The 13524-nt window shown below is 72.4% G+C and carries 14 protein-coding genes; 8 read left to right on the forward strand and 6 right to left on the reverse strand.

Going from position 1 to position 13524, the window contains the following annotated elements; all coding sequences use genetic code 11:
• Positions 1–76 precede the first annotated feature (76 nt).
• Together ACZ51S_RS05340 and ACZ51S_RS05345 are read right to left on the reverse strand one after the other, a co-directional pair.
• Entirely contained in the window at positions 77–970 is an 894-nt protein-coding gene (locus ACZ51S_RS05340; protein ID WP_388931969.1) for an SDR family oxidoreductase, read from the reverse strand.
• A gap of 217 nt (positions 971–1187) precedes the next feature.
• A complete protein-coding gene (locus ACZ51S_RS05345; RefSeq protein ID WP_468959798.1) occupies positions 1188–1928 on the reverse strand; it encodes a restriction endonuclease in 741 nt (246 codons plus the stop codon).
• A gap of 178 nt (positions 1929–2106) precedes the next feature.
• On the opposite strand from ACZ51S_RS05345, the gene ACZ51S_RS05350 reads away from it, so the two are divergent.
• The 3 genes from ACZ51S_RS05350 to ACZ51S_RS05360 are packed head-to-tail and all read left to right on the forward strand — an operon-like array spanning position 2107 to position 4531.
• A complete protein-coding gene (locus ACZ51S_RS05350) occupies positions 2107–2910 on the forward strand; it encodes an alpha/beta fold hydrolase (protein WP_468802581.1) in 804 nt (267 codons plus the stop codon).
• A complete protein-coding gene (locus ACZ51S_RS05355; RefSeq protein WP_468959800.1) occupies positions 2910–4196 on the forward strand; it encodes a PP2C family protein-serine/threonine phosphatase in 1287 nt (428 codons plus the stop codon). Before ACZ51S_RS05350 ends, ACZ51S_RS05355 begins: the two co-directional genes overlap by 1 nt.
• Positions 4193–4531: an STAS domain-containing protein gene (locus ACZ51S_RS05360; protein WP_468474792.1), complete on the forward strand. Its 339-nt coding sequence runs from the start codon at positions 4193–4195 to the stop codon at positions 4529–4531. Before ACZ51S_RS05355 ends, ACZ51S_RS05360 begins: the two co-directional genes overlap by 4 nt.
• 49 nt (positions 4532–4580) lie before the next feature.
• Here ACZ51S_RS05360 and ACZ51S_RS05365 read toward each other — a convergent pair whose 3' ends face one another.
• The 4 genes from ACZ51S_RS05365 to ACZ51S_RS05380 all read right to left on the reverse strand — a co-directional run bounded on the left by ACZ51S_RS05365 (position 4581) and on the right by ACZ51S_RS05380 (position 7905).
• Positions 4581–5318 (reverse strand): VOC family protein, encoded by a 738-nt coding sequence (locus tag ACZ51S_RS05365; protein WP_468802583.1) that lies wholly within the window; start codon positions 5316–5318, stop codon positions 4581–4583.
• A gap of 137 nt (positions 5319–5455) precedes the next feature.
• On the reverse strand, positions 5456–6187 hold the full coding sequence (locus tag ACZ51S_RS05370) for a DUF4839 domain-containing protein (RefSeq protein WP_468959803.1): 732 nt from the start codon (positions 6185–6187) through the stop codon (positions 5456–5458).
• 78 nt (positions 6188–6265) lie between these two features.
• Positions 6266–6505 carry a hypothetical protein gene (locus ACZ51S_RS05375; protein WP_468474789.1) on the reverse strand — a complete coding sequence of 80 codons (240 nt, stop codon included), beginning with the start codon at positions 6503–6505 and terminating at the stop codon, positions 6266–6268.
• An 86-nt stretch (positions 6506–6591) separates the two neighbouring features.
• On the reverse strand, positions 6592–7905 hold the full coding sequence (locus ACZ51S_RS05380) for a preATP grasp domain-containing protein (RefSeq protein ID WP_468959806.1): 1314 nt from the start codon (positions 7903–7905) through the stop codon (positions 6592–6594).
• Positions 7906–8173: 268 nt separating this feature from the next.
• On the opposite strand from ACZ51S_RS05380, the gene ACZ51S_RS05385 reads away from it, so the two are divergent.
• The 5 genes from ACZ51S_RS05385 (at position 8174) to dpgB (ending at position 13472) form a co-directional block, all read left to right on the forward strand.
• Complete coding sequence (locus ACZ51S_RS05385; protein ID WP_388931947.1) at positions 8174–8287, forward strand: pheganomycin family RiPP precursor; 114 nt, start codon at positions 8174–8176, stop codon at positions 8285–8287.
• A 94-nt stretch (positions 8288–8381) separates the two neighbouring features.
• Positions 8382–10376, forward strand: a complete 1995-nt coding sequence (locus ACZ51S_RS05390; protein WP_468959808.1) for a RiPP maturation radical SAM C-methyltransferase — start codon at positions 8382–8384, stop codon at positions 10374–10376.
• Entirely contained in the window at positions 10373–11545 is a 1173-nt protein-coding gene (locus ACZ51S_RS05395; RefSeq protein WP_468802587.1) for a glycine amidinotransferase, read from the forward strand. The genes ACZ51S_RS05390 and ACZ51S_RS05395 overlap by 4 nt, the downstream gene beginning before the upstream one ends.
• Entirely contained in the window at positions 11542–12630 is a 1089-nt protein-coding gene (gene dpgA / locus ACZ51S_RS05400; protein ID WP_468474785.1) for a 3,5-dihydroxyphenylacetyl-CoA synthase DpgA, read from the forward strand. Before ACZ51S_RS05395 ends, dpgA begins: the two co-directional genes overlap by 4 nt.
• A 53-nt stretch (positions 12631–12683) precedes the next feature.
• The gene (dpgB, locus tag ACZ51S_RS05405) at positions 12684–13472 is read left to right on the forward strand and encodes an enoyl-CoA-hydratase DpgB (RefSeq protein WP_468474784.1); all 789 of its coding nucleotides are present in this window, start codon (positions 12684–12686) and stop codon (positions 13470–13472) included.
• The last annotated feature ends 52 nt before the right edge of the window (positions 13473–13524 follow it).

Consider the following 13524-nt stretch of genomic DNA (forward strand, 5'->3'; position numbering starts at 1 on the left):
GGGGCACTCTCCGCTCCGGGCGACGGGGCCGGGGGGCCGGGGGGAGCTGTTCGCCCCCCCCGGCCCCGGGCCCCGCTCAGGGGAGCGGGGTGCCGCCGGTGGCGTTGACGATCTCACCGGTGATGTAGCCGGCCTGGGCAGAGGCGAGGAAGACGTACGCGGGTGCCATCTCGGACGGCTGGGCCGGCCTGCCCAGGGGGGACTGCTCGCCGAACTTCGTCGGGTCGGGCATCGTCGCGGGGATCAGCGGCGTCCAGACCGGTCCGGGGGCGACGGCGTTGACCCGGATGCCGCGCTCGGCGAGCATCTGCGCCAGCCCGTGGGTGAAGGAGATGATCGCCGACTTCGTCATCGCGTAGTCGAGCAGGTGGGGGCTGGGCTGGTAGCCCTGCACGGACGTGGTGTTGATCACGCAGCCGCCGCGCGGCATGTGGGCCAGGGCCGCGCGGGTGAGCCAGAACATCCCGTACAGGTTGGTCTTCATCACCCGGTCGAACTGCTCGGTGGTGATCGCCTCGATCCCGTCGGGCTGGGCCATTTGGTACGCGGCGTTGTTGACCAGGAGATCGACCGGGCCCAGCTCGCGCACGGCCCGCTCGACCAGGGAGGTGCACTGTTCCTCGTACCGGATGTCGCAGGCGACGGGCAGTGCCGTACGGCCCGCCTCGCGGATGAGGCGGGCCGTCTCCTCGGCCTCCGCGGCCTCCTCGGGCAGGTGGGTGAAGACGACGTCGGCTCCTTCCCGGGCGAAGGCGAGGCAGACCGCCCGGCCGATCCCCGAGTCCCCTCCGGTGACGAGCGCCCTGCGGTCCAGGAGCAGTTCGTGACCGCGGTAGGTGTCCTCACCGTGGTCGGGACGGGGGTCCATCGCGCCGGTCGAGCCGGGGTGCTCCTGGTCCTGCTCGGGGAACGGAGGGCGCGGATGGAGGTGCACCGGGTCGGGGAGGTGGGGTTCACCGCGGGAGGGCATCGGGATCACGTCCTGTTCGCTCTGTTCTGAAGGCCGTCGGGGGACGGCGGGTACGGGGACGGCGGCCATGGACTCGGCTTCGAGCCGGCGGGACACCGCGCGGACCGGCGCGCCCGCGCGCGGCGGGCCGTTCCGGTGTCCATGCGACCCGGCTACCCCGGCGACGGGCTCATATCCCATCCGTCGCCTGGACGGCCCCACGGGTGCGCGGCCCCCGTCAGCGGTCGGTCTGCACCGCCGCGGCAGGGCCGGAGCGGCTGCCCGCCGGCTCCCAGGGCGGGGGCGCCGCGAGCTCCGTCCAGGCCGCCAGCGCGTCGCCGTCGACGCAGACGATGCCGCAGGCGGCGGCGTACTCCAGGGCGGGCGTGGTGAAGGAGCTCGTGGTGACGAAGACGGCCACGTCGGCTTCGTGGACGGCGAAGCAGGTCCCGCCGAAGCGCTGCAGCTCCGGCGAACTGACCCGGTTGTCCGCGCCGTAGTGCTTGCACTGCAGCACGACGCGCAGGCCGTCCGCGGTCGTGGCGAGCACGTCGGCGCCGAGGTCGCCCGCTCCGCCGCACACCTCCACCGGGGTGCAGCCGTCCCGCGCGCAGAGCGCGGCGACGGTGTGCTCGAAGCCGTCGGCGTCGACCGCCTCGTGGTCCAGCGCCGGAGCCGTCACGTCCGGCAGGCCGGGTCCGGCCCCCGCGGGCGAAACGTCCGCGCCGGGACCGCGGCACGGTGCGGGGCGGGCCCGCACGGGCTGGACGCTCCACGCCATGAGTGCCGTCGCGCCCGCCAGGACCACCAGCAGCACCACGGGCACCACCGGAATCCGGATGCCGGACGCTCCGACGGCCTTCGCGAAGGCCGCCAGTCCGCCGACCCCGGTACCCACGAGTCCGACGGCGAGTACCACGTCACGCGCGAGCGGCGCGCGCGGCCGGTCCCGTTTCCCGCCCGCCCTCGATGACCTCATGCGGAACCTCCCCTCCCTTGCCCGCCCTGCGGCCGGTCACGGCCGTGTTCCCCGTCCCGTCCGGATCATGAGCGGTGCATGACGACCCGCCGGTGTGATCCCGGCCGGGCACCGGTGGGTCGGGGCGGCCCGGGGGCCCGTGCCGGAGCTGCGGCCCGCGCCTGCCAGACTGACGGGTATGAACATCGTTCGCAGGAACAACGTCACCGTCACCGGCAACCCGCGGGGCCGGACGGTGCTGCTCGCCCACGGGTTCGGCTGTGACCAGCACATGTGGCGGCTCACCGTTCCCGCCCTGGCCGGGGAATACCGGGTGGTCCTCTTCGACTACGTGGGCGCGGGCCGTTCGGACCTGTCGGCGTTCTCCGCGGAGCGGTACGCCTCCCTCGACGGGTACGCCCGGGACGTGGTGGAGATCTGCGAGGAGCTCGACCTGCGCGACGCCGTGTTCGTGGGGCATTCGGTCAGCGCGATGATCGGGGTGCTGGCGGCCGGTGCGGCCCCCGAGCGGATCGGGGCGCTGGTGATGGTCGCCCCGTCGCCGAGGTACGTCGACGACGGCGGCTACCGGGGCGGGTTCAGCGCACAGGACATCGACGAGCTGCTGGCTTCCCTGGAGTCCAACTACCTCGGCTGGTCGGCGGCCATGGCGCCGGTGATCATGGCGAACGAGGACCGGCCGGAGCTCGCCGAGGAGCTGAAGAACAGCTTCTGCGCCACCGACCCGGAGATGGCGCGCGTCTTCGCCCGTACCACCTTCCTCTCCGATTCGAGGGACGACCTGCCGGGGGTGCGGGTGCCGACGCTGGTACTGGAGTGCACCCAGGACGCCATCGCTCCGCGCGAGGTGGGCGCCTTCGTCCACCGGGCGGTCCCCGGCTCGACGCTGGTCACACTCGACGCGGTCGGACACTGCCCGCACCTGTCCGCGCCCGAAGCCACCAACGAGGCCATCACCGGCTTCCTCGCGAGTCTGCGGTGATGTGCCGCGTCGGGCAGCAGCCGGAACCGTACGACGCCGGGGACGAGCAGGCGTCGAACGCTGTGTTCGCCTCGCTGCTGGAGGGCAGTGCGGAGGAGCTGTACGAGAGCGCGCCGTGCGGGTACCTGTCCACGCTGATGGACGGCACCATCGCGAAGATCAACACCACCCTGCTGGGCTGGCTCGGCCTGGAGCGGGAGGCCGTGGTGGGCCGGCTCCGGTTCACCGACCTGCTGACGGTGGGCGGCAAGCTGTACCACGAGACGCACTTCGCGCCGCTGCTGCGGATGCAGGGCGAGATCGGCGGTATCGCCCTGGACATCACCCGGGCCGACGGCGGGCGAATGCCGGTACTGGTCTCCTCCGTTGTCAAGCACGGCGAATCCGGCGAACCCCTGCTGATCCGTACCACCGTCTTCGACGCCCGGGACCGCCGCGCCTACGAAGAGGAGCTGCTGAGATCGCGGGAAGCGGCCGAAGAGGCACGCCGTCAGGCGGAGGCCGACCGGGCCAGGCTGCAGGACGCCCTCGCCGTGCTCCAGCAGTCGCTGCTCCCCGACACGCTGCCGCCGCTGCCCGGCATGGAGACGGCCGCCCACTACCGCACCGCCTCCCCCGACCGGCTCGGCGGCGACTTCTACGACGTCTTCCCCGTCGACGGCAAACGCTTCGCCTTCTTCCTCGGAGACGTGTGCGGCAAGGGCCCCCAGGCCGCCGCCGTCACCTCGCTGACCCGCTACACCCTGCGCGCCGCCGCCCTGCACGATCCGGACCCGGTGTCCGCCCTGACCACCCTCAACCAGGTGCTCCACGAGCGCTACTCCGGCGGAGACCCGCGCTACTGCACCGCCGTCTTCGGGACCGTCGAGTCCGACCCGGCGACCGGGCAGGTCGACGTCCGCCTGGCGTCGGGCGGCCACCCGCCCGCCCTCATCCTGCGCGCCGACGGCACGGCCGAGTTCCTCCCCACCCCCGGCGGCCTGCTCGTCGGCATCCTGCCCGCCGCCCGCTTCACCGCGGCCACCACCACCCTCGGCCCCGGTGACACCCTCCTGCTCTACACCGACGGCCTCACCGAAGCGCGTACCGGCAGTGACCGCACACAGCTGTACGGGGACCAGGCCCTGCGCGCCTTCGTCGCCCGGCACGCCGGCCGGCCCCCGCAGGCCGTCATCGAAGCCCTGACCGGCCTGCTGGACGACTTCGGCGACGGCCTCGACGACGACACCGCCCTGCTCGCCCTCGGCGTCCCCACCGCCGGACCTACGACGAAGAACCCGAGATGAAACCGCTGACGATCATCACCCGAGACGCCGGAACCGGTCCCGTCCTGGAGATCACCGGCGACCTGGACTACGCCACCGCCACAGAGCTGCGGACGCTGGTCACGGCCCTCACCCTGCGGCCGGGCCAGCGCCTCGTACTGGACCTGAGCGGCATGGAGTTCTGCGACTCCAGCGGCATCACCGCGCTGCTCGCCGCCCGCAACCACGCCCAGGCCGCAGGGGCCGGCATCGCCCTCGCCTCCGTCCCCGCCAACACCCTGCGCATCCTGCGCGTCGTCGGCCTCGACCAGGTCTTCCCCCTCCACCCCGACGCCGACTCCGCCACCCGGACCTGACCGCCTCCGCGCGCGGCGGCCCGGCCGCGGCGGGAGCCTCTGCTCAGGGTCAGCGCGGGCTGAGGAGACAGAACTCGTTGCCTTCGGTGTCGGCCAGGACCGTCCAGTGGATCGCGGACTGGTCGATACCGGGGTCGGTGGCGCCCAAGGCGCGCAGCCGGGCTCCTTCCGCTTCCACGTCGTCACCGGGGTAGGGGCAGACGTCGAGGTGGACACGGTTCCAGACGCTCTTGGTGTCGGGGGTGCGGAGGAACTCGAGGTAGGGACCGACCCCCTTGGCGGAGCGCATGGTCGCCTTGTCGTCCGTGACCTCGTGCAGCGTCCAGTCCATCGCCTGGCTCCAGAACCGGGCCATCTCCCGCGGGTCGGCGCAGTCGACCACCACCGCGGCGACCGGCCCGGTGTCCTCGTAGACCGGGCGGGGCTCCAGGACGCAGAACTCGTTGCCCTCCGGGTCGGCCATGACCGTCCAGGGGACGTCGCCCTGCCCCACGTCGGCGAGCGTCGCACCGAGACCCCGCAGGCGCGCGACCAGAGCCGCCTGATGGGCGGTCGAGGTCGTGGCCAGATCAAGGTGCACCCGGTTCTTCACGGTTTTGACTTCCGGGCGGGCGATGATGTCGATGCACACGGCCGCGGGGTCCGGGTAGGTGAAACCCACGGGTTCGAGGTTGGTCACACCGGGTCCCTCACTGTCGACGCCCCAACCGAGTGCCTCCGCCCAGAACCGACCCAGCGCCACGTCGTCATGGGCCTTCATGTTGATCTGCACGAGTCTTGTTGCCATGCACGGATCCTAAAAGGCTGCCGCGATCGAGCGGGAGCTCGTCCCGGCACCGACCCTCATCGTCCTGGTCGAGACCGCCCGCGCGAGCCGCGCACGCCTTTCCGTGCCTCACGCGGCCGCCCCTCTGTCCCTCTCGGCTACCGGATTTCCGTTGAGACCGGGTCGAGGAAGAAGAGGCACTGCTTCGCGTTGAATTCGCCCACCTCGGCGACGAAGCGGAACTTGTCGCCCGCGCGGACGGTGGCGGGGGTGTTCCGGCCGGTCAGTTTCAGGCCGAGGACGTTGACGTCCTCGTACCTGAAGGCCGGGCCGATCCCCGTCTTCGTTCCCTGGTCGCCCGGGCCCAGGAGGAAGTCGTAGCGGGTGGCGTTGTCACCGTGGGGTGCCATGTGCACGATCGAGCCGTCGAAGGCGACCGTCCTGCCCTTGTACTTGGCCGCGAAGTCCGCGTTCGTCTGGTCGCAGGAGTCCGGCGTCTTGAGCAGCGCCGCGAACTCCGGGTTGTTCTGAGCCGTGATCACCTCAGCGGCAGCCGCCCCGGCGGCGCTCGGAGTCGACGCGGTGGAGGGCCCCGCGCTCGCCGTGGCTGCCGCCGGCTTGTTCGACCCGTCCTCCTCCTCGCCTTCGTCCTCGAGTGCCGCGGCTACGCCGATGACGACGGCCAGGGCGACGAGACCGCCGACCGCGGCGCCGATCAAGGCCCGCGGCAGGGGCTTCTTCGGCCGGCAGAAGTCGAGGGTGGAGCGCAGCCCGCCCTGGGTCTGCTCCACGAGCTCCCAGCCGTCCTTCCGCATCTTCGAGATCACCAAGCCGTCGGTGCCGCGGAGTGCCCGCACGGACTTGTACTCGTACCTGATCTCGTCGGCCATACGGCTCCACGCCCCCTCGGCGAACTGTTCGTACCCCCTGCCTCGCGAGCATAGGGGACCCCGCGAGGAACTCGGCGATCAGCAGCAGTTGGGGAGGTCCCACGGCAGCCGGCCCGCTCCGGTAGCGAGGCGGGTCTTGCTCACGGTGACACCGTTGCCGTACACCAGGTACAGGTCCGTGCGGAAGTCGCCGTCGACCACGCTGTCCCGCACGTTGACCTTGCTGGCGGCGCGAGCGGAACCGAAGGGATCGGGCCTGCCCGGGAAGACCCATCCCGTCCACTGCTGGTTGATGGCCCAGCGCGTCCAGAGACACACCGTCACCCTCCTCGGCAGGGAGCTGGTCGGCGAGCGACCCGTGGAATACCGGCGCCGGCTGCCCGGCCCGCGCGGCTGACGGCCGGTCAGGAGGCCGGGGTGAAGAGGGAGGCGACCTGTTCCTCGCGTTCGAGGGCGGCCTCGACGGTGTCGTCCGCGAAGCAGAGCATGACGCCCTTGCGGCCCGGGTGGTAGGCGGCCAGGATGATCGCGCCGCGGCGGGTGGCGGGGTCGTAGGCGTGACCGGACTCGCGGAGCCGGGTGAGGGCGGCGGTGAAGGAGGGCACCTCCCAGTGCCGGGGCCACACCCGTTCCAGCAGGATGCGGTCGGTGCCGAAGCCCGGACCGACGACCCGCTTGCCGACGATCTCGTAGATGTGGGTGGAGCCGGTGGCGCGGCCGTTGTACTCGGTGAAGAGGACGTCGCCCTCCGGGGTGACGACGGCGTCGGCACTGAGGATCCCCCGGTAGCCGATGGCGCGCAGTCCCTCCGAGATGCGGTGTCCTCCGTCGAGGAGGGCGTCGAGCTGGTGGGCGGTCAGGTCCGGGGCGGGCATCACCTGGGCGTTGGGCAGGGGGCGGTACTGCATCTCGCCGTGCCCGCCGAGCCGGATGCCCGCGTCGGAGATCCAGTACTCGGCGAAGTAGGCGCGGCTGCCGGGGTGGTACCGCTCGACGACGACCCGGTCGCGGCCGCCGACGGTCAGCCAGTCCCAGCGCTCGGCGAGGTACGCGGCGACCGCCGCCCGGTCGGGGAGGGCGCGTACGCCGCGTGCCCCGCGCAGGTCCACGTCGCCCGTGCGGCCGAGGATCTCGTTGCCGTCGCTGCCGGAGCCGAAGTCCTGCTTGAGGATGACGGGGCTGCCGCCGTCGAGCAGGCGGACGATGTGCTCCTCGGCGCGCCGGGGGTCGGCGCAGACCGCGCCGTCCGGGAGGGGGGCGCCCACGCCGGCGGCCAGCGCGCGGAAGACGGCCTTGCTGCTGCCGAGGAGTCCGCCGCTCTGGGTGAGGAAGGCGTGCCCTTCGAGGGCTCCGGGGCAGCCCAGGGCATCGGCGGCGGCCGCGACCGCGGCGTCGGGCCACAGGGCGAAGACCTCGTCGACGGGCCGGCCGGCGGTCCTCTCGCGCAGCTCGGCGACGAAGGCGGGGTCGGTGAGCCGGTCAACGGTGAGGGCGCCGGTGCCGGTGCGGCCGGGCGGCGGGACGACGATCTGGAGGGAGTCCGTACGGGTGCCCGTCAGGGAGGTGACGTAGGAGAGGAACTCCTTCTCGGGCGGGACGGGCAGGACGAGGACGTCGCCGTCGCGGGCGAACCACAGCAGGCGCTGCACGGCCCAGCCGGTGCCGACCGGCTCTTCCAGTTCCTCGCTCCAGTCGTTTCCGATGAGCAGTCGCAGCATCCGGCAATACTCCCTGTGGTCGCAGTGCCCTTTCCGGCGGCGGGCGAAGGATTTCGGCCCGGCTGGACTGTCAATTGTGAAAAGCGGCGTGAGACGGCGTCAAGAGCGCCTCTTCCGCCTCCAAGGCCCCACCGGAATCCGCCGGTGACGGCCGGCCGGATGCTCCGGTGGCCGGATCGCCACCTTGTTCCCCGCTGGAGGGGTTCGTACGATCGTTGACCGTTCACCGACGGAATCTCATGTCCGGATATGAGGAAGGAGGTGAACCATGGAGCGTGAAATCCTCTGGACCGAGATCGAGGACGCGGATGTCGCGGAGATCGTCTCGGACAGCAACGTGAAGGACGTAGGCGTCGTTTCGGCCAGCAACGTCAAGGACTGAAGCTGAGCCGGCGGACCGACCAGTGCGTGACCCGGGTCCTTCCCCGCCTGCCGGGGAGGGGTCCGGCCTGCCGGAGCGGACGTACGGAGGAATCGTGTCAGGCCGCGGTGAGTTGAAACTGATCGGCGAGCCCCTGTTTCCGCCGGACTGCGTCCCGGCGAGACCGCTGCGGATCGGGCTGGTGAACATGCCGTGGGCGCGCACCGACACCCCTTCCATCCAGTGCGGGCTGCTCCAGGCCGCGCTCCGCTCCTTCGGCCACGACGCGCGGAGCGTCTACCCGAATCTGGAACTGGCCGCCGAGCTGGGAAAGGACCTGTACGAGATCATCACCGAGGCCCCTTCCGAACGGGTCCACCTCTTCGGTGAGTGGCTCTTCGGGACGGCGGCGTTCGGGGTGACCGAGGACGTGGAGGATTACCGGCTGCAATTCCCCGAAGTGGCCGAAATGTGCGCCGAAGCGGGAGTGGACTGGGACGCCGTGGCCGACTTGCGCGGCCGCCGTCTCCCGGCGTGGCTGGACGAACTCGCCGCCCGCGACATCTGGTCGGAACTCGACGTCGTCGGATTCACATCGACTTTCATCCAGAACGTCGCCGCGCTGGCGCTCGCGCGCCGCCTGAAGGAAGCCCACCCCGATCTGATCATCGTATTCGGCGGTGCGAACTACGACGGCGACATGGGGCCCGAGTACCTGAGGAATTTCGGCTTCATCGACTACGTGGTCGTCGGCGAGGGCGATGTGACGCTCCCCCGGCTGGCGGCGGCCGTCGCGCGCGGCGGCGACCCGACCGCCCTTCCGGGCGTCTGCGGCCGCACCTCCGACGGCCGGGTGACCACCCCCTCCCCCGGCGTCCGCACCCGGGAGATGGACCAGCTGCCCGTACCGGACTACGACGACTACTTCACGGCCCTGGAGGCCCTCGGCCGGGACCGGGTGATCGGCCGGAACACGCAGCGGCTGCTGGTGGAGTTCTCCCGCGGCTGCTGGTGGGGGGCGAAGCACCACTGCACCTTCTGCGGGCTCAACGCGCTGGGCATGCAGTACCGGGCCAAGTCCCCGGCGCGGGCGCTGGCCGAGCTGGAGGAGCTGATGCGCCGGCACCGGGTCCTCGCGGTCGACGCCGTCGACAACATCCTCGACATGGCCTACCTCGACACCTTCTGCTCCGGGCTGCGCGGGGCCCCGTGGGACACCGCCCTGTTCTTCGAGGTGAAGGCGAACCTGACCCGGGACCAGGTGCGCCTGCTGGCCGAGGCCGGGGTGTGGAAGATCCAGCCGGGTCTGGAGAGCCTCAGCACGCACGTCCTCGGGCTGATGCGGAAGGGCTCCTCGCGGCTCCTCAACATCCGGCTGCTCAAGTGGGCGCACTACTACGGCGTCCGCGTCGACTGGAACCTCCTCGCCGGCTTCCCCGGCGAGACGGACGAGGACTACACCGGCCAGGCCGCCCTCGTACCGCTGCTGACCCATCTGGAGCCGCCCGCCGGCGTCGGGCGGATCTGGCTGGAGCGGTTCAGCCCCTACTTCACCGACCCCTCCTTCGGGATGGGCGAGATCACGCCGAAGAGCGCCTACCGGCTGGCGTTCCCGGTCCCCGGGCTGGACCACAGCCGCATCGCGTACTTCTTCGACTACCGGGCGCCGGACACCGCCTCCCCGGACGCCGTCGCCGAGCTGGCCAAGGCCGTGGAGGCGTGGGGGCGGGAATGGGCCTCGGCCGACCGGCCCGCCCTCACGTACCGGCGCGGGCCCGACTGGCTGACCCTGTTCGACACACGGGGCGGCCGGCGCCGCAAGACGACCCTCGCCGGGTGGCGGGCGCAGGCGTACGAGCTGTGCGGCGACGCCCCGCGCGGTGCCGCCCGCGTCCACCGGGAGCTGGGCGGCGGTACGCGGCCGGACGGCAGGGCCGTGGAGCGGGCGGAGGTCGAGGAGTTCCTGGCCTCCTGCGTCGCGCACGGGATCTGCCTGGAGGAGGACGGCAAGTACCTCTCCCTGGCGCTGCCGCTCCGGTCCGGGCTGCCCGCGCTGCCCGGGCGTGCGGCGGGGACGGGCACTTCAAGCGAGCAAGGGAGCTCACGATGACGCTGAACAGCTTCGACGAATGGTCCCCGCTCAAGGAGGTGGTCCTCGGCTCGGCGGCCCACTACACCTCCCACGAGCGGGAGCTGTCCTTCGACCTCTTCTTCCACGACAACATCGCCGGCGACAACTCCACGCGCTCCGAGTGGTACTACCCGCGGCTCACCGTCGGCGGGGCGGACGGGAACACCGGACCGGACGGGGCCCGCCGGGGGCGGGTGCCCATCAAGCAGCGCTACGTGGACGAACTGGTCGAGGACCTGGAGGGCATGGCGGCGGCCCTGAGGGGCCTCGGGGTCACCGTGCTCCGGCCGATGGACCTCGACCCCGGAACCAGCGAGGTGCGCACCCCGGCCTGGTCCGCCTCCGTCGTCCCGCCGCTGAACATCCGCGACAACACGCTGATCCTCGGCGACGAGATCATCGAGACGCCGCCGATGATCCGCTCCCGGTACTTCGAGACCCAGTTCCTCACCCCGGTGTTCCAGCGGTACTTCGCGCGGGGCGCCCGCTGGACGGTGATGCCGCGGCCCCTGATGACGGACGCGTCGTTCGACCTCGACTACGCCCGCGAGAGCACGATCGGCGGCCCGACCGAGCCCATCGGCACCCCGAGCCCCTCCCCCTACGACGTCGGCATCGAGATGATGTTCGACGGGGCGCAGGTGCTGCGGCTCGGCCGCGACCTCGTCGTCAACGTCTCCACCGCGCACCACGCGCTGGCCTGCGACTGGCTGGAGCGGCACGTCGGCGGCCGGTTCCGGATCCACCGCGTGCACCGGCTCAGCGACAGCCACATCGACAGCATGGTCCTGGCGCTGCGGCCCGGCACCCTGCTCGTGCGCTCGGAGGCCGTCGCCGAGAAGCTGCCCGAGGCGCTGCGGAAGTGGGACCGGATCGTCGCGCCCGCTCCGGAGAGCGACAACTTCCCCCGTTACGAGGACGAGGACCTGGTGCTGACCAGCCCGTTCATCGACCTCAACGTGCTGTCCGCCGGCCCGGACACCGTGCTGGTCAACGAGGCGTGCCCGGAGCTGGCGCGGACCCTGGAGAAGCACGGTTTCACGGCGGTCCCGGTCCGGCACCGGCACCGGCGGCTGTTCGGCGGGGGCTTCCACTGCTTCACGCTGGACACGGTGCGCGAAGGCGGGTTGGAGGACTACCTCGGATGAGCCTGCCGGACACGGGGTGCGCCGCCCGGCTCGCCGGGGTCGGCACCGCCGTCCCCGACACCAGCTACAGCCAGCGCGAGCTGCTCGACCTGCTGGCCGTCACCGATCCCCGGGTCCGCTCGCTCTTCCTGAACAGCGCCATCGAGCGGCGCGGCCTGACGCTGCCCGCCGCCGGCCCGGACGGTTCGCGGGCGGTGGAGTCGCAGGGCGAGCTCCTGCGCAAGCACACCGAGCAGGGGCTGCTGCTGGGGCGGCGGGCGATCGAGAACTGCCTCGCCGACACCGGGGCGCGGCTGTCGGACGTGCGCCACCTGTGCTGCGTGACGTCGACCGGCTTCCTGACGCCCGGGTTCTCCGCCCTGCTCATCAAGGAGATGGGCATCGACGTCGGCTGCTCGCGCCTCGACGTCGTCGGCATGGGCTGCAACGCCGGGCTCAACGCCCTGGGCGCGGTCACCGGCTGGGCCCGCGCGCACCCCGGGGAGCTGGCGCTGCTGGTGTGCGTGGAGGTGTGCTCGGCGGCGTACGTCTTCGACGGCACGATGCGCTCCTCCGTCGTCAACAGCCTCTTCGGGGACGGCGCGGCGGCCGTCGCCGTCACCGCGCCCGGGGGCGGCGGCGGTGCGGATCCGGGCGGGGTGCCGTCACCGGCCCTGCTGCGGTTCTCCAGCCGGATCATCCCCGACGCCGTCGACGCCATGCGCTACGACTGGGACGAGGGGCACGGCAGGTTCAGCTTCTGGCTGGACCCGCAGATCCCGTACGTCGTCGGCGCGCACGCCGAGGAGGCGCTGGGGCGGCTGCTGCACGGCACGGGGCTGCTGGCCTCGGACATCGGCCACTGGGTGGTGCACTCCGGGGGCAAGAAGGTCGTGGACTCCGTCCGGGTCAACCTCGGGCTGACCCGGCACGACGTACGGCACACCACCGGCGTGCTGCGCGACCACGGAAACCTGTCGAGCGGCTCCTTCCTCTTCTCCTACCAGCGCCTGGCGTCCGAAGGTTCGGTCCGGCCGGGTGACCTGGGCGTGCTGATGACGATGGGGCCCGGCTCGACGATCGAGATGGCGCTGGCGCGGTGGTGACCCGCATCCCGGGCCGCACGGCGGGCGGCGGCGCGACGACGAAGGGAACTGCGATGCGGACGCACGACACGCTGCCGCCGCCCGCGGAGGGCGAACCGGCGGACGGCACGGGGAGGACCGTGCCCGACGGCCCCGCGGACGGGCTGTGCACCACCGTGGAGCTGGACGCCCGGCAGCCGCTGCCCGAGCTGACCGCCGCGGTCACCGGTGCCTGCGACCGGGCCGAGGCGCGGTCCGACGGCTCGGTGGTCCTCCTGCGGCTGCCGGACGCGCCCGCCGGGGCGCGGGCCTGGCCGGGGCAGGTGGACATCCAGCAGATCAACCGCTGGGAGCGGGCCGTGCGGAGGCTGGAGCGGCTGCCCGCGCTGAGCATCGCCGTCGCCTCCGGGGCCTGCGGCGGTCCCGCCCTCGACCTGCTGCTGGTCAGCGACTACCGGATCGGGTCCCCGGACCTGCGGCTCCTCGCGCCGGTCAACGACGGGCACTTCTGGCCCGGAATGGCCGTGCACCGGATATCCCGGCAGCTCGGGGCGGCCCGCGCCCGGCAGATCGTGCTGTGGGGCGACGACATCGACGCCGTACGGGCCCGTGACCTCGGCCTGATCGACCAGCTCGCGGACGACACCGAGGAGGCCGCGCACACGGCGGCCGTGCTGATGGGCCGGATCTCCGACCGGGAGCTCGCGATCCGCCGGCAGCTGCTGCTGGAGGCGCAGAGCCTGGAGTTCGACGAGGCGCTGGGCCCCCATCTCGCCGCCTGCGACCGGGAACTGCGGCGCCTGGCCGCGTCCGCGGCGGCTGCCGAGGAGCCGGGCGACACGGCGGGAGGGGCGGGTGAGTGACGGGGCGGGGCGCCGGGAGCCGGGCATCCCGGCCGCCGGCCCCGCCTCCGCC

It is taken from the genome of Streptomyces sp. NPDC034043 (assembly GCF_055575675.1).